Source organism: Aequoribacter sp. (genome assembly GCF_965659035.1).
GTDB lineage: Bacteria > Pseudomonadota > Gammaproteobacteria > Pseudomonadales > Halieaceae > Aequoribacter.
The window spans coordinates 23,270-36,724 of record NZ_CBFHWH010000017.1 but is presented as its reverse complement, the minus strand read 5'-3'; the positions used below and the strand labels follow the sequence as shown (position 1 = coordinate 36,724).

The 13,455-nt window shown below is 51.4% G+C and carries 18 protein-coding genes; 8 read left to right on the top strand and 10 right to left on the bottom strand.

Annotated features, from left to right (window positions below):
• Window positions 1-40: 40 nt before the first annotated feature.
• Genes nth through dapE form a run of 4 tightly spaced genes read left to right on the top strand, consistent with a single transcriptional unit; the run spans window position 41 to window position 3,288 of the window.
• A complete protein-coding gene (gene nth, locus ACTF5Z_RS04770; protein ID WP_423848985.1) occupies window positions 41-703 on the top strand; it encodes an endonuclease III in 663 nt (220 codons plus the stop codon).
• Window positions 704-762: 59 nt separating this feature from the next.
• The gene (locus tag ACTF5Z_RS04765; protein WP_438984703.1) at window positions 763-1,110 is read left to right on the top strand and encodes a Spx/MgsR family RNA polymerase-binding regulatory protein; all 348 of its coding nucleotides are present in this window, start codon (window positions 763-765) and stop codon (window positions 1,108-1,110) included.
• Between the two features lie 19 nt (window positions 1,111-1,129).
• Window positions 1,130-2,149, top strand: a complete 1,020-nt coding sequence (dapD, locus tag ACTF5Z_RS04760; RefSeq protein WP_423848987.1) for a 2,3,4,5-tetrahydropyridine-2,6-dicarboxylate N-succinyltransferase — start codon at window positions 1,130-1,132, stop codon at window positions 2,147-2,149.
• 11 nt (window positions 2,150-2,160) lie between these two features.
• Window positions 2,161-3,288, top strand: a complete 1,128-nt coding sequence (gene dapE / locus ACTF5Z_RS04755) for a succinyl-diaminopimelate desuccinylase (protein ID WP_438984702.1) — start codon at window positions 2,161-2,163, stop codon at window positions 3,286-3,288.
• Window positions 3,289-3,295: 7 nt separating this feature from the next.
• On the opposite strand, the gene ACTF5Z_RS04750 is transcribed toward dapE, so the two are convergent.
• Genes ACTF5Z_RS04750 through ACTF5Z_RS04740 form a run of 3 tightly spaced genes read right to left on the bottom strand, consistent with a single transcriptional unit; the run spans window position 3,296 to window position 5,714 of the window.
• Window positions 3,296-3,811: a hypothetical protein gene (locus ACTF5Z_RS04750; protein ID WP_438984701.1), complete on the bottom strand. Its 516-nt coding sequence runs from the start codon at window positions 3,809-3,811 to the stop codon at window positions 3,296-3,298.
• Window positions 3,808-4,599, bottom strand: coding sequence for a class I SAM-dependent methyltransferase (locus ACTF5Z_RS04745; RefSeq protein WP_438984700.1), 792 nt, complete (start codon window positions 4,597-4,599; stop codon window positions 3,808-3,810). The genes ACTF5Z_RS04750 and ACTF5Z_RS04745 overlap by 4 nt, the downstream gene beginning before the upstream one ends.
• Window positions 4,596-5,714: a hypothetical protein gene (locus tag ACTF5Z_RS04740; protein ID WP_438984699.1), complete on the bottom strand. Its 1,119-nt coding sequence runs from the start codon at window positions 5,712-5,714 to the stop codon at window positions 4,596-4,598. Before ACTF5Z_RS04740 ends, ACTF5Z_RS04745 begins: the two co-directional genes overlap by 4 nt.
• Window positions 5,715-5,839: 125 nt before the next feature.
• Here ACTF5Z_RS04740 and ACTF5Z_RS04735 point away from each other — a divergent pair, with 125 nt between their 5' ends.
• A complete protein-coding gene (locus ACTF5Z_RS04735) occupies window positions 5,840-6,754 on the top strand; it encodes a lysophospholipid acyltransferase family protein (protein ID WP_438984698.1) in 915 nt (304 codons plus the stop codon).
• Here ACTF5Z_RS04735 and ACTF5Z_RS04730 read toward each other — a convergent pair.
• The 3 genes from ACTF5Z_RS04730 to dapA are packed head-to-tail and all read right to left on the bottom strand — an operon-like array spanning window position 6,714 to window position 9,482.
• Complete coding sequence (locus ACTF5Z_RS04730) at window positions 6,714-7,517, bottom strand: MBL fold metallo-hydrolase (protein ID WP_438984697.1); 804 nt, start codon at window positions 7,515-7,517, stop codon at window positions 6,714-6,716. The two genes, ACTF5Z_RS04735 and ACTF5Z_RS04730, sit on opposite strands and share 41 nt — an antisense overlap.
• A 16-nt stretch (window positions 7,518-7,533) precedes the next feature.
• Window positions 7,534-8,574 carry an outer membrane protein assembly factor BamC gene (gene bamC / locus ACTF5Z_RS04725; RefSeq protein WP_438984696.1) on the bottom strand — a complete coding sequence of 347 codons (1,041 nt, stop codon included), beginning with the start codon at window positions 8,572-8,574 and terminating at the stop codon, window positions 7,534-7,536.
• A complete protein-coding gene (gene dapA / locus ACTF5Z_RS04720; RefSeq protein WP_438984695.1) occupies window positions 8,571-9,482 on the bottom strand; it encodes a 4-hydroxy-tetrahydrodipicolinate synthase in 912 nt (303 codons plus the stop codon). Before dapA ends, bamC begins: the two co-directional genes overlap by 4 nt.
• Window positions 9,483-9,608: 126 nt before the next feature.
• Between dapA and ACTF5Z_RS04715 the strand changes: the two genes are divergently transcribed.
• Window positions 9,609-10,139, top strand: a complete 531-nt coding sequence (locus ACTF5Z_RS04715) for a DUF3806 domain-containing protein (RefSeq protein WP_423848996.1) — start codon at window positions 9,609-9,611, stop codon at window positions 10,137-10,139.
• A gap of 2 nt (window positions 10,140-10,141) precedes the next feature.
• On the opposite strand, the gene ACTF5Z_RS04710 is transcribed toward ACTF5Z_RS04715, so the two are convergent.
• Genes ACTF5Z_RS04710 through arsC form a run of 3 tightly spaced genes read right to left on the bottom strand, consistent with a single transcriptional unit; the run spans window position 10,142 to window position 11,446 of the window.
• Window positions 10,142-10,507, bottom strand: coding sequence for a DUF2069 domain-containing protein (locus tag ACTF5Z_RS04710; protein WP_009574494.1), 366 nt, complete (start codon window positions 10,505-10,507; stop codon window positions 10,142-10,144).
• On the bottom strand, window positions 10,504-11,106 hold the full coding sequence (gene wrbA, locus ACTF5Z_RS04705) for an NAD(P)H:quinone oxidoreductase (RefSeq protein ID WP_438984694.1): 603 nt from the start codon (window positions 11,104-11,106) through the stop codon (window positions 10,504-10,506). Before wrbA ends, ACTF5Z_RS04710 begins: the two co-directional genes overlap by 4 nt.
• A 1-nt stretch (window position 11,107) precedes the next feature.
• Window positions 11,108-11,446, bottom strand: coding sequence for an arsenate reductase (glutaredoxin) (gene arsC, locus ACTF5Z_RS04700; protein WP_438984693.1), 339 nt, complete (start codon window positions 11,444-11,446; stop codon window positions 11,108-11,110).
• Window positions 11,447-11,505: 59 nt separating this feature from the next.
• On the opposite strand from arsC, the gene ACTF5Z_RS04695 reads away from it, so the two are divergent.
• Window positions 11,506-11,925 (top strand): TlpA family protein disulfide reductase, encoded by a 420-nt coding sequence (locus tag ACTF5Z_RS04695; protein ID WP_438984692.1) that lies wholly within the window; start codon window positions 11,506-11,508, stop codon window positions 11,923-11,925.
• A gap of 211 nt (window positions 11,926-12,136) precedes the next feature.
• Here ACTF5Z_RS04695 and ACTF5Z_RS04690 read toward each other — a convergent pair whose 3' ends face one another.
• Window positions 12,137-12,625, bottom strand: coding sequence for a 6-pyruvoyl trahydropterin synthase family protein (locus tag ACTF5Z_RS04690; protein ID WP_423849001.1), 489 nt, complete (start codon window positions 12,623-12,625; stop codon window positions 12,137-12,139).
• 112 nt (window positions 12,626-12,737) lie between these two features.
• Between ACTF5Z_RS04690 and ACTF5Z_RS04685 the strand changes: the two genes are divergently transcribed.
• On the top strand, window positions 12,738-13,454 hold the full coding sequence (locus ACTF5Z_RS04685; RefSeq protein WP_438984691.1) for an SDR family NAD(P)-dependent oxidoreductase: 717 nt from the start codon (window positions 12,738-12,740) through the stop codon (window positions 13,452-13,454).
• Window position 13,455: the final 1 nt, after the last annotated feature.

Below are 13,455 nucleotides of genomic sequence, written 5' to 3'. Positions count from 1 at the left end.
GAGCGCATCGCCACATTGACGCGTCAGCTACGGGCAAAGCATGGCTAATTTGGGCAAACCCGCACGGGTGAAATTGATCTTTGAAACGCTTCAGAGGCTTTACCCAGAACCGCCAGTACCATTAGATCACAAAGACCCATACACGCTGCTGATTGCAGTTTTATTGTCCGCACAATGTACCGATGAGCGTGTGAACACTGTGACCCCGCATTTATTTGCAAAAGCCGACACCCCAGAGCAGATGGTAACCTTAAGTGTTGAAGAAATACGCGAGATCATTCGACCTTGTGGACTGTCTCCGCAAAAATCCAAGGCAATTCATCGATTAAGCGAGCTCCTACTCGAGCAACACGGCGGTCAGGTGCCTCAAAGTTTTGATGCGTTAGAGGAATTACCGGGGGTAGGCCATAAGACGGCAGGTGTTGTTATGGCACAGGCGTTTGGTGTGCCAGCTTTTCCAGTCGACACCCACATCCACCGCTTAGCGCAGCGCTGGGGCTTGTCTAGAGGACGCAATGTCACGGAAACTGAGCGAGACTTAAAACGTTTATTCCCGCGAGATTATTGGAACAAGCTGCACCTTCAAATCATTTTTTACGGCAGAGAATACTGCACTGCTCGAGGTTGTGACGGGCGAGTTTGCCCACTCTGCCGAGCATGCTACCCAGATCGTAAACATCCAAAACGGCTGAACAAAGCGTAAACCTCAGGTGTGACGGCCCCGCTGAGTTTGGTATCATGCAACCGCTTTGAGGAAATCCTATGACAACAGTTTTTGGCATCAAACAATGCGACACGGTAAAAAAGGCCTGTCGCTGGCTGGATGAACACAACGAGACCTATGTATTTCATGACTTACGTGTTGATGGCGTGAACGCTCCGCAAGTCGGACATTGGCTAGAGGTTGAGGGATCCGACAAACTCATCAACAAACGATCCACGACCTTTCGCCAGCTTGACGAAGCAACCAAAACACTGCTCGAAACCGACCCAGTTGCGGTCTTACTCGAGCATCCCACATTGATCAAGCGCCCCGTTATCGAGCACAACAACAGAGTGTCGGTGGGCTTTTCAGACGCTCAGTTTGCCGAAATCTTTTCCCGCACATAATCAGATACAAGGAAGACACATGCAAAACTCGCCTTTCGCACTTGGCCTAGGTATTGGCACACAAAACAGCAATGGTGCATGGCTAGAAGTTTATTATCCCCGCCCACTGCTTGCACCAGATCAAGCACTGGTTGATGCACTGCAGGAATTCGCCTCAGATAACGCTTTATCTGCGGCTGATTTGAACGAGATAGCAATTCGGCTTGATGCCAACGAACAAGGCGAGCTGGCCGATGTTGCCGAGCAATTTGCGCTTTCCGACCAACCCTGTGTTTTGACTATTCTGACCAAGGATGAGGGTCCACAGAGCGTACCAGAAGGCTATCTAAAGTTGCACTTGCTGTCGCACCGATTAGTCAAACCGCATGGAACCAACCTGACGGGGCTGTTTGGTATTTTACCGAACGTAGCATGGACAAACGAAGGCGCTATCGATTTGACGGACCTGGCCAATCGACAGCTAAAAGCCCGCTTGGAAGGCCGGATACTAGAGGTCAGCTGCGTCGATAAATTTCCAAAAATGACCAATTATGTGGTACCTGCTGGCGTACGTATCGCTCACACGGCTCGAGTCCGCCTCGGTGCGTATCTTGGCGAGGGCACAACCGTCATGCACGAGGGCTTTATCAATTTTAACGCCGGCACCGATGGCCCCGGTATGATCGAAGGCAGAATCTCTGCCGGCGTTGTAGTCGGCAGCGGCTCAGACTTAGGTGGTAGCGCGTCGACTCTGGGCACCCTGTCTGGCGGTAACAATGTCGTGATTAGCGTCGGCAAAGAGTGTTTGCTGGGCGCTAATGCGGGCACAGGCATTCCTCTTGGAGACCGCTGCACCATCGAGGCAGGCTTATTTGTCACAGCAGGCAGTCGTATTCAAGTGTTAGACAATAACGGCGATGCGGTCGAAATTGTCAAAGCGCGGGAACTTGCCGGCAAATCTGATTTACTGTTCCGCCGTAATTCGCAGACTGGCGCGATTGAGTGTCTGACCAACAAATCGGCCATTGCGTTAAATGAAGAACTGCACGCCAACAACTAAGAGCTAGTGTTATGAACCCTACCCTCGCTTTGTGCTGTGAGTTGATAGAGCGCCCATCGATCACCCCGGAAGACGGCGCCTGTCAAACGCTTATGGCCACGCGGCTTGAAGCCATCGGCTTCGCAAGCCGCCCAATGCCGTTTGGCGAGGTAAGCAATCTCTGGGCTAGCAGAGGATCCGATGGCCCAACGCTTGTGTTTGCTGGACACACGGATGTCGTCCCGACGGGACCTCTCGAACAGTGGCAATCTCCACCGTTTACACCCACGATACGCGACGGCCATTTATTCGGACGCGGCGCCGCCGATATGAAAGCGAGCTTGGCGGCGATGATTACCGCATGCGAGCGTTTTGTCGCAGCGCACCCAAACCACAAGGGACGTATTGCTTTCTTGATCACGTCGGACGAAGAAGGCCCCGCGCACGACGGAACCGTAAAAGTCATTGAGCAGCTAGCAAGTGAGGGCGAAGCAATCGACTGGTGCGTTATTGGCGAGCCCTCTAGCACCGCGCAACTGGGTGACGTCATCAAGAATGGCCGCCGGGGCTCGCAGGGCGCTCGCTTGACCATTTTCGGCAAACAGGGACACATCGCGTATCCTCATTTAGCAGACAACCCAATACACAAAGCGCTGGCTGCTTTGAGTAGCCTAATCGAGCAACATTGGGATGAGGGCAACGAGTTTTTCCCCGCTACCCAGCTACAAATTTCGAATATCCACGGTGGCACTGGCGCAACAAACGTGATCCCGGGCGAAGTCGTAGTCGATTTCAACTTGCGCTACTCGAGCGAGACGAGTGCACAAGAGTTGGAACAAAAAATCACGGCGCTATTGGATCAATTCGATATTAAGTACCGCGTTGATTGGGTTCGCTCCGGCAAGCCTTTCTTGACCCGCCCTGGTCAACTGACCCATGCGGTCAGCAATGCCGTACAGAAAGTTTGTGGGATCCAGCCAGAACTCAGTACCAGTGGTGGCACATCTGATGGCCGGTTCATAGCGCCTTACGACATCGACGTGATCGAACTCGGACCCATCAACGCCACGATTCATCAGATCAACGAGTGCGTCGCTGTGGAAGATGTCGAGCGCTTGTCGCTGATCTATGAGCAGGTGCTAGTCGAGCTACTCGCCTAGAATTCCTCTAAGGTTGAGGTACCAATGTGCGCATCAATTTTAACGTCGCGCCGGGCCCCTCAGACTCGTGTAACCGCAAACTCGCGTTGGTATTTATCGCGGCTCTGAATCGTCTGACTGCGGTGTCGAGAATCGCCACTACTGAGTCCTGTTCATACCCATGTTCGACCAAACCCGACCTGGAATCTGATTGCCAGGTCGCGGTTGCAAGGACCCAATCAGTCCCCCTGGCCTGAGGGTACAACTCTTGTAGCACGGACATTGCCAGCCACGGCTTAGACAGCACGTCAGGGATAATATCAACAGCGTAATTCACCTCGCGCTGTGCGTTGACATCCAAACAAAATAGGACAATGTCAAAAGGCCCAAAGCGGCGAATTTGATCCAGTAAATGCCCTCGTTGCAGAGCATCCGACAAACCGAAAGCAGAGCTATCGGTAATGACATCCGGCCCTTGGGGAAGCAAGGCACGAACCTCCCGCCCTAAATGAGAATCGGCACCGACTAAGAATATCGTGCTCATTCTGACCCGTTCCCTAGCTGATACACATCAAACCGATGCGTTTTTCCTTTTATTTGAAACGTTGGCGGATACGATGACAATGGCTCAGCCTTTGCGCTTCTTTTCACGACAACTCTTGCCAATGCAACATCACAAGCTCGCTCAAACAGGGCCTGTTGATCTTGCTCAGAATATTTATCGTGCAGCCAGTCTTGCAAAAAAGACATCGACTTAGAACTCGCGGCTTTTCTGCGACCTGCGGAAAACATCGGATCAAGATAAACGACATCAATTGGCGCTGGAGCATTCAGTTCTTTGGCATCGCCCGTATATAACCTAAGTCTTTCCGAAGCCGCTAAACCTTGAGAGCAGGCACGGTTTAAAGCACTTCGTAACAAAGCGCCGACTAAGGGGTCTTGCTCTACCGCGATAACCTCGACACCTGTTGCCGCAAGCACCCAAGCATCGTTACCAAAACCGGCAGTAGCGTCCATAACTCGTCGGACCTGATGGTGCTCTTTGTGAAGGCCGCACGCGCGTATCAGTAAATCTTTGCTCCCAGTTTGAACCCTCTGCTGAAGAGCTGGAGCAGAAAAATCAACGGCTATTCGACGCTCATTTCGACCGTGCCCAGAATAGACGCAGATTTCTGTACCAACGAAAACCCGAAAACTGAAATCGTGCACCAATCGCTCGTCTTCAGCTCGAACCGCCACCAGACCAATGCGACGAGCGAGCTCATCGGCGTCCTCAGCGTAGCGGCTGTCTTGGGCAAGAACGCCAATACGGCAAGGTGTAGTGCTGCTCATGTGTTGGTAGTCATGGGCAAACCCAGAAGCTGATTGTGGACTGTGGTAGCTAGACTACATTCCAAGTTGTAGGCGTAATGCTGCAGGCCATGCTTATCTTGAATAGTGAGACGCTGCGCATGCCCTGGAGAATCGCTGGATAGCGCAAACTTCAGATGCTGAATCTCTTGCCCGGCCAGTTTTATGCCCAATAAATTACTACAGCCATTCAATGCTTCGCTGATAAAGGCCTGCGTGCCTAAGGCACCCCCTTGGTCACGCGCGGGAAACTCACCTATCAAAATTTGTTCAGGTTTTGCTCGATCAAGCATGCGCGCTAATTCGATGGTGGCATCGCCCACAATGTAACTAAAAACTGTCGGATTAACACCCTCTGCTTGGTAAAGCTCGTAGTGCGCTCCAATGTGGTAAGCCGCTCGAATACGCGGAACGGTATTACCCTGCGCGGCCGCTCGCGCAGCGGCGTTATCGGCAACAATTAACAACAAAAAATACAGTAAGTCGCGACTCGCCTGCTCCGATTGATCCTTGTGCCAAACATAGTATCCATCACCGGTTGTTGTGCGACGAAATGGCACATCTATACCCACCGATTGCAGCTTATTGTAAGCTGAGTTCATAGAATAACTGAGTGAATTGAGCTGACTGGCCTGCTCGAACGGCGTATACAGCGAGAAGCCAGCAATATCAAATAGCAAGACCGCGCGCCGCTCAACAAAACTTAAACCGTAGCGTTGCACCAAGTTATCAAGCGCCACATGAAAGGCAGGCTCATCCTGAATAGCGTTATCAGGCCGTATAAACGTAGGGGCCACCCCCAACCGATCTGCGACAGCGAAAAATTCCTCACGTGAATACTCACGAGTACCACTAATCAACTGCCGAATGAAAATTTCGTTATCGGAAAGTTTGTCATGGCCTGTCGACCCATCCAGAGCACAATAGTTTCCTAAGAAATAATGCGGCACAAAAAGTACCAGAATACCCCTGCGATTAAAGCTCCAGCAAAGCGCAATATTCTGCCCAAGACGCCACTGCTTGCGCAGGGTTTCCTCGATGACTTTTAGATTTTGGCGGCCCGCCAAACTTAAGCTTTCTGGCAACGATTCGCTCACGAATACTCTCTTTCGTAATAGGAGCTCAAGAGTAGCGGTTTTTGATTTCAGGCTCAATGCTGAGGGAGCGTTGGCAAGGTATCGCTAAGCGTCTACAATGCGCGCAACGCTAAAAGGGTCATTTCATGTCAGCCGAACCTCTGGACCAGACAGATCTCACGCTTGTACCACTGGGCTACAAACTCGGTTCAAAACTCCCGCTTTGGGTCCTTCATCGATGCGCTGATCTCGTCTGGCCCATTCTTTTTTACCTGATTCGATATCGTCGCAAGGTCGTCGATCAGAACTTAAAGATTGCCTTCCCTAACATGACCGGGAAACAACGTAGCCAACTTGCGCGCCGGTTCTATCGAGGGTTTGTAGACACTGCGTTCGAAACCATAAAAGCACTTGATATGCCCGCGGCAGAATTTACTCGGCGCGTTAAGATGATTAATGGTCACATCCTGACTAAGGCAATGCAAAGTCGAACCCAACCAGTGATCGTAACAACACTGCACATGGGCAATTGGGAGTGGATGCTGCATGCCGTAGCGCTGCACTTCAATACTATAATCGATCCCGTCTATAAGCCGTTACACAGCGAAAAAAGTGAGCGATTTATTCAAGCACTTCGAGATCGATTTGGCGGGAAGTCTCTCAAAATGGCGGATACGGCTCGCAATGTCATGCGCCATCGCAAACGTTTTAGACTGATATCAATGGTGGCGGATCAAGCACCCAGCGGTGCCGAGCGAGCGCACTGGATCCCATTGTTTGGCCAAGTAACTGGCTTTTACACGGGCGCCGAAACACTCGCCAGAGCCACCAACATACCTCTTGTCTTCGCCTATTGCAGACGAGTAAAACGTGGCTACTACGAGGTGACTTTCAAGGAGTTGGCGCCACAACCTATCGAACGCAAAGCTGATGGAAACCCCATTACGGAGCTCTACCGCGACCTTGTCGAAGACGCCGTTAGAGCACAGCCAGAGGATTGGCTCTGGAGCAACCGTCGCTTTAAGCGCCAGCCGCCCTCCGATGCTGTGGTGAGCGAGTAGTCGGCTCAAGCTGAACCCACTGATATCCGTCAGATTGTGACATATAGCGATATTTGCTAAACGCTTCGCCCAAATGGGTTCGCAGAGCTGCTTCGATATGTTCTCGGGTATTATTTTGCTCACTAATGTGCGCGATCAGCACAGATCTAAGCCCCTCATGATCTACTTGCTTCAGCAGATCCGCCGCCTGTTGGTTGTTGAGATGCCCCAAACCACCGCCTACCCTGCGCTTTAAAGCGGGCGGATAGGGACCAACACGCAATAATTCAAGATCATGATTAAATTCCAGAAGCAGATGATCACAACCGCCATAGCATTCAACAACATGAGGAGTAACGCTACCGAGGTCGGTCAGGATGCCGACCTTTAACCCCTCATGCTCGACAACGTATTGGCATGGTTGACGAGCATCGTGAGGAACTAAGACAGATTGAATATTCAGGTCATTAATTCGAAACGCATCGCCTGCATCAAAGCAGACTCGCTTGTACACATCCTCGCAGCGTCCCGACAGATGCGTCCCGTGACTCATATAAACAGGGATATTAAACCGTCTCGACAACACACCAACGCCGCCAATATGATCGCCGTGCTCGTGCGTCACCAATATCGCCGTGAGATCCTTGCCCGACAGACCACGCGTTGCCAACCGACGCTCGGTCTCTTTTAGCGAGAAGCCGCAGTCGATAAGGAGGCATGTTGAGCTAGTGCGAAGCAAGGTACCGTTACCCTTGCTCCCACTGCCAATTGAAGCCAGCTGCATACCGCGCAGCGCCTGGTTAGTTGATATTGCCTTTAATGACCGACATCAACATGGGTTGACCGCGCTCAGGAATTGCCGCGGGTGTTACTGGGTTTAGACGTATTTCCTGCACGTCGTTTTGGAGCGTCTTAACGGTTACCGTAAAGCCTTGCCCGATAAGCGGGTTTTCATCATCGCTGAACAACCAGCCAAACCAACCCTCATCTTCGTCCGCATTATCACCTTTGTAGGTGACGTAATAGGTGCCTTCGCTACGGTTTAGGTCATCGACGCCAAAACCCGAGTTTTCAAGCGCTATCTGCAAAGAGGCCCAAGCGCGATCAAACGGCAGTTCGAGCTGGAGATATGCCTCGTTAGCCGAGACATCGACACTGCGCATTTTGCCTTCTGCACTGATCGAGCGATCTGCGATCATGGAAACTGACGCTTCTTCGGTGCTATTTGCGATGTATTGCGCAATACTTTGGAGCACATCGGACTCAATCTTAAAATCATCTGACCTGTCGGGCCAAGCGTCGTCGACCGCGCGATACATGTGTACCACATGTAATTCGCTGGTTCCGCGCTGAACGCCCCGCTCGACACGCAATCGGAATCGGGCCTCACGTTCATCATCTTTCAGCGGTAAATACTGGGTATCGATAATACCTGCCTGCGGATCAACGGCAGCAACAGGCCAGTTAACGCTGGCTAGAAAACTTCGCACCTGGGGCCAAAGCTGTCCGGGCGCGACGTTGACCAAAGCCCAACTTTCCTCACCCAACTTTTGGATACGCACAGTATCAGCGGCGGTCGCCGCCACGAGGGGCTGGGGGCGCGGTGCTTCAAACTCAACGGGGGATACATAAGCGTTCTCGACCGAGGGTATCGAATAGACTTCCTCGATATGACTAGACTGCACCCCCTCTGGCAATGTGAGCAGAGGCTCTTCCTTGGATTTTTTGTAGTCGTCCGCTTTGCTCGGGAACAGACCCTGCTCACCAAATAAATATCCGCACGCTGATACGTTAACGACCAAGAATCCTACTGCGACGGACTTAATAATAGGGTTGTTCACGAATTCTCCTTACACGCATCCAGCGCTGCCGCTAATTCGGCATGGTTTTGTTCACTTAGAGGCGTGAGTGGCAACCGAATGCCAGCGCCAATACGCCCCATGTGTGCCAAGGCCCATTTTACGGGTATTGGATTGGACTCTAAAAACAAGGCTTGGTTCAGCTTGCGAATACGCTCACTGATCGCCTCAACTTCAGCGGCATTACCCTCGAGCGCCGCCTGGCACAATTGCGCCATCGTCTTGGGGATAACGTTAGCAGTGACAGAGATATTTCCAGCCCCACCGCTCATGATTAGTCTAGCCGCAGTACCGTCATCACCTGAGTAAACATTAATATGCTTTGGTGCGCGAGCGATAAGATCAGCACCGCGAGCAACGTCGCCCGTGGCATCTTTAATAGCAACAATCCTTGGGTGCTCAAACAAGGCCAGTGCCGACTCATTGTTGAGGTCTACGCTGGTGCGACCCGGCACGTTATACAGGACTTGGGGTATGGATACTGCGTCGGCAATTGCCTTGAAATGCGCAATCATGCCAGCCTGAGTGGGCTTATTGTAATACGGCGTTACAGACAAACACGCATCAGCCCCCGCGTCTACCGCGGCAAGAGAGAGCTCAATCGCTTCTCGAGTCGAATTCGCCCCAGTGCCAGCAAGGATGGGGATGCGCCCCTTGGACCAACGTGCGCAGAACCCAATGACTTCGCAGTGTTCGGGAACCGTTAGGGTTGCGCTTTCACCCGTCGTACCCACTGCGCCTATCGCAGCCGTGCCCGAGGCTAAATGCCACTCCAGCAGGGCTTCCAAAGCTTCCCAATCGATCTGCCCATTCGACATCATGGGTGTCACTAAGGCAACGATACTACCTTTAACATCAAATGTTTTGGTGAGTGATGAGGTATCTGTCAAAACTTATTTCCCGTTATAATTGGCGTCGCCATTATGCACTCTGTTCAAGCGCTGGCAAACCGCTCGTGCTAAACTCGGAGTTTACCAGAAATGTTGTATCGATTTCTCAACAAATAGAGAGTGATTATGTCCTTTATCAGAACATTACTCGCCATCGTGCTTTCAAGCGTAATGTACGTGGCCCCGGCTTTTGCGCAGCCCGAAGTATACGGCTTGATGGATAAGCCGAAGTTCACCGTCAACGAATTATCCTACCTAGACAACCAGTATATGCGCTCTCAACGCAATTTAATTGAAGATATCGTCCGTCGCAGCTTAGGCAGCAGCTTCACAGGCGACCCGAGCTTTGATGTGCCAGTGCTACAGCGATTGCTCAGCGAGGGCAAAGTATTGCCACACCAGCGCCAAGAATTGCAGGCTATGGGCATTATTTTGGGGGATCTACTCGCCGAAAAACTGGGCATGAAATGGGTTATTTATGAAGACGACCTAGGGCGTTCGCGTGCCTTACAGTTAAACGGAACCGACAACTTTTTGTTTCCAGTAACCATGATTTCACGTCGCATCGAGGCGGGCAACACGACCCCAGTGCAAGCGATTTACGACAAAGCGGTCACAACAGTAGAACCGCTGATACCGCCAAAACCCTTTGAGTAAGGTCAACCCTCGGTGCGTTGGTCACGAGACTGCCAGCGCACGTACAGCATACCAGCGACGAATATTGACACGATAGCGTCCATAGCTAACCAAGCTAGCCAGTCCGACGGCGTCGCAAACAAGCGCTCCACCCCCGCGATAAAATACATCAAACTCACAAAGCACAGCCAAATGATGCTGCGTGGACGGCGCTCAAACAAGCCGAAGGCAAACAGTAACAAGGGCCCGAGACGGCCTACCCAGACAATCCAAGGCTCTCCGTAAACTGCTATGATGCCGATCTGGTACAGCAATAATACTGACCAAGCCACAACCAGAAAAACATAAGCGACTTGGGCTCGCTTGCTCAGTTCACTCCAAGGCTTCATGCAAGTAACCTCTGCGCTAATAATGCGACACGTTTGCCGAGTGCAATCGCCAGAGCACCCTCATCTTCGCTAAGCTCAGCTCCCCCCGCGTGCCCCGAAACATGGCTCGCACCATAAGGTGTACCGCCGGTTGCTGTTGTCATGAGGCGCGTCTGAGTATAGGGCAAACCCACGGGTAACATCCCATGATGCAGCAGGGGAATGAGCATCGATAACAGGGTCGATTCCTGGCCTCCATGCAGACTACCGCTGGAGGTAAATACTGCACAGGGCTTATCGACTAATACACCCGATAACCAAAGGGAACTGGTTTGCTCCAAAAAATACTTGAGCGGCGCCGCCATGTTTCCAAAGCGAGTAGGCGAACCTAGAATTAACCCAGAGCATTCCTCTAAATCATCTAGTTCACAGTAGATTGGCCCGTCGGACGGGACAGGGTCTTGTACTTCATCGGTAGTCGGGGCAACGGGCGGCACAATGCGGATCTTCGCTTCCATACCCGCAACTTGTTCAACACCTCGTGCGACGTGTTCTGCTAACTTGGCCGTATGACCTGTCCGCGAATAATACAAAACTAAGATGTAGGGGTTCGCTGCCATGCTAGGCGATTAACTCCAGTACGTTTTCAGGGGGACGTCCCACCACCGCTTTCCCACCCACCACTAAAATCGGACGCTCTATCAACTTTGGCTCGGTCAACATGGCATCTAAGATCTCTTCCTCAGTGGACAACTTCAGATTTCCGTCTTTGTAGGCCTGCTCGCCTTTTCGCACCAATGCGGACGGCTCCATACCCAAAAAACCCAGAATTTCTTGCAACTCTGACTTGGACAAAGGCTCTTCCAGATACAAACGCGTTTGGAAATCGCAGCCGCGCTCTTCTAAAATGGCCAGCGCTTGGCGTGATTTAGAGCAACGGGGATTATGCAGCAAGATCATGTATCCAATTCCTTCTTTGAAACGTATGTAACGATTATAGCCCAATCAAGGATACAAAAATGACCCAGCTTAGAATATTTGTTAGCGCACTAGCGCTGTGCCTGTTAAGCGCCTGCGGCGGCGAAGATCAAGTTTCGATCCCACAATACAAAGGGCAATGGGTCTTCGTAAACTACTGGGCGGAATGGTGTAAACCCTGCATTAAGGAAATACCCGAACTGAACCAACTTCACGCCGCGCACGACAATGTGGTTGTATTAGGGGTTAATTTTGATGGTGAAATCGGTGAGGCTCTTAGGGAACAAGAGCAAGCGTTAGGCGTCGAATTTCCCACCTTGCCTTATGATCCCAGTGCTGAGCTTGGTATCGAGCGCCCAAAAGCATTACCCACTACCGTCATCATCAATCCAGCTGGCGCCGTTATTGACGTATTAATCGGGCCGCAAACTGAGCAGTCTCTGCTCGCGCGAACAAATTAACAGGCAAAAAAAAGCCGGCGGTTATAAGGTCGCCGGCAATGGAGGATTCTTTCCTCCGGGGGATGTGCGGCTCGAACTCAATCGAGCCTGAAGGAGCAACACGCCAACGCAGTATTCACAACCTTGGCACTTACTCAGACCAAGGCTTTTACGCTTAGTTCCCATAAAGTCGAAATTTTTTGTAAAAAATTACCAATCGAACACAATTTTTTTAATTGGCTTCGCGAATCCAGCGTGAACTCGCTTCTTGCCCGGGGCCGGATGCAACACCTAACTCCAACTCTTGGACCAAAGGGTCTTCGAAATCGTCAAGCAAACGCTGAAGCAAAAAATAAGAAAGCTCTTCGACGGTTATGTTGACCATGGGCAGCACAAGTGTCTCGTCTGCTCGAAAATACATCGTCTGCCCGTTAAAAACCACTCTGAGCTGATCGCCCTGTGAGTCGATATTCAAATGCGGCGAATCTCCCGCAAGCAACATGTACTCGTCATAAGCGTCACAGAGGTCTTGCAGACGTTTTTTGTAAACATTGTAATCTGCAGAGAAACCTTCTGGTCCTATTGCAGCGACAATGCGTAAACACACAGAGTAGTTGTGCCCGTGTAATCGTTCGCGATCGGTCGCCGAAAAAATGGTAAAGTGCGCTGCCGAAAACTTGTGGCTTTGCTTACCGATGCGTAAGGTGATCAGTCGTGACATGTGGATCCTTGGCATAAATGTCTGTGAGCAAGTTTACGAGCCCTGGGTCCGATTGGTTCATTAATGCTTCGGGATACCAACTATCGAGCTACCTACAACAAAGGATAACCCTATGTCAGACGCAAGGCCAACCGTCGCAATTATCACCGGAGCAAGCGCCGGTATTGGCGCGGCAACAGCGAAAGCATTTTTAGACCGCGGCGACATCGTCATTGCTGTTGCACGGCGCCCATGCCCGCACACAGAAGCGATATCGATAGCCACTGACCTCACATCAGCCGAATCGATTGATGCGCTAGCACAACAAATAAAATCAAATCTCGATCCTGAAGCTAAGATCTGTTTGGTACACAACGCGGCAAGAATGAACAAAGATCGTGTGGATGCCTGCGCTGATGACGATTTGCGAGCCGTACTGGAAACCAATATTGTTGGAATCAACCGCTTAAACCAGGCTCTGCTGCCTTGCATGAGAGAGGGCTCCAGCATAGTCTACGTCGGATCAACATTGGCCGAGAAAGCCGTGCCCGGCTCTTTCAGCTATGTCATCTCAAAGCATGCTCAACTCGGTATGATGCGCGCCACCTGCCAGGACTTAATGGGCTCAGGCATTCACACCGCCATGGTTTGCCCAGGCTTTACCGATACCGAAATGCTAAGAACCCACTTGGGCGACAACACCGAAGTCATTAACGCCATCGGGGCCTTGAACAGCTTTTCTCGACTGGTTCAGCCCGATGAAATCGCTAGTGGGGTTGTATTTTGCCACGATAACCCGGCAATCAACGGCAGCGTATTTCATTTAAACCTTGGACAGAAAGAGAGCTAGG

Coding starts and splice junctions, on each gene's coding strand:
- nth (WP_423848985.1), top strand. CDS start 41: ATGGCTAATTTGGGCAAACCCGCACGGGTGAAATTGATCTTTGAAACG.
- ACTF5Z_RS04765 (WP_438984703.1), top strand. CDS start 763: ATGACAACAGTTTTTGGCATCAAACAATGCGACACGGTAAAAAAGGCC.
- dapD (WP_423848987.1), top strand. CDS start 1,130: ATGCAAAACTCGCCTTTCGCACTTGGCCTAGGTATTGGCACACAAAAC.
- dapE (WP_438984702.1), top strand. CDS start 2,161: ATGAACCCTACCCTCGCTTTGTGCTGTGAGTTGATAGAGCGCCCATCG.
- ACTF5Z_RS04750 (WP_438984701.1), bottom strand. CDS start 3,811: ATGAGCACGATATTCTTAGTCGGTGCCGATTCTCATTTAGGGCGGGAG.
- ACTF5Z_RS04745 (WP_438984700.1), bottom strand. CDS start 4,599: ATGAGCAGCACTACACCTTGCCGTATTGGCGTTCTTGCCCAAGACAGC.
- ACTF5Z_RS04735 (WP_438984698.1), top strand. CDS start 5,840: ATGTCAGCCGAACCTCTGGACCAGACAGATCTCACGCTTGTACCACTG.
- ACTF5Z_RS04730 (WP_438984697.1), bottom strand. CDS start 7,517: ATGCAGCTGGCTTCAATTGGCAGTGGGAGCAAGGGTAACGGTACCTTG.
- ACTF5Z_RS04715 (WP_423848996.1), top strand. CDS start 9,609: ATGTCCTTTATCAGAACATTACTCGCCATCGTGCTTTCAAGCGTAATG.
- ACTF5Z_RS04710 (WP_009574494.1), bottom strand. CDS start 10,507: ATGAAGCCTTGGAGTGAACTGAGCAAGCGAGCCCAAGTCGCTTATGTT.
- wrbA (WP_438984694.1), bottom strand. CDS start 11,106: ATGGCAGCGAACCCCTACATCTTAGTTTTGTATTATTCGCGGACAGGT.
- arsC (WP_438984693.1), bottom strand. CDS start 11,446: ATGATCTTGCTGCATAATCCCCGTTGCTCTAAATCACGCCAAGCGCTG.
- ACTF5Z_RS04695 (WP_438984692.1), top strand. CDS start 11,506: ATGACCCAGCTTAGAATATTTGTTAGCGCACTAGCGCTGTGCCTGTTA.
- ACTF5Z_RS04690 (WP_423849001.1), bottom strand. CDS start 12,625: ATGTCACGACTGATCACCTTACGCATCGGTAAGCAAAGCCACAAGTTT.
- ACTF5Z_RS04685 (WP_438984691.1), top strand. CDS start 12,738: ATGTCAGACGCAAGGCCAACCGTCGCAATTATCACCGGAGCAAGCGCC.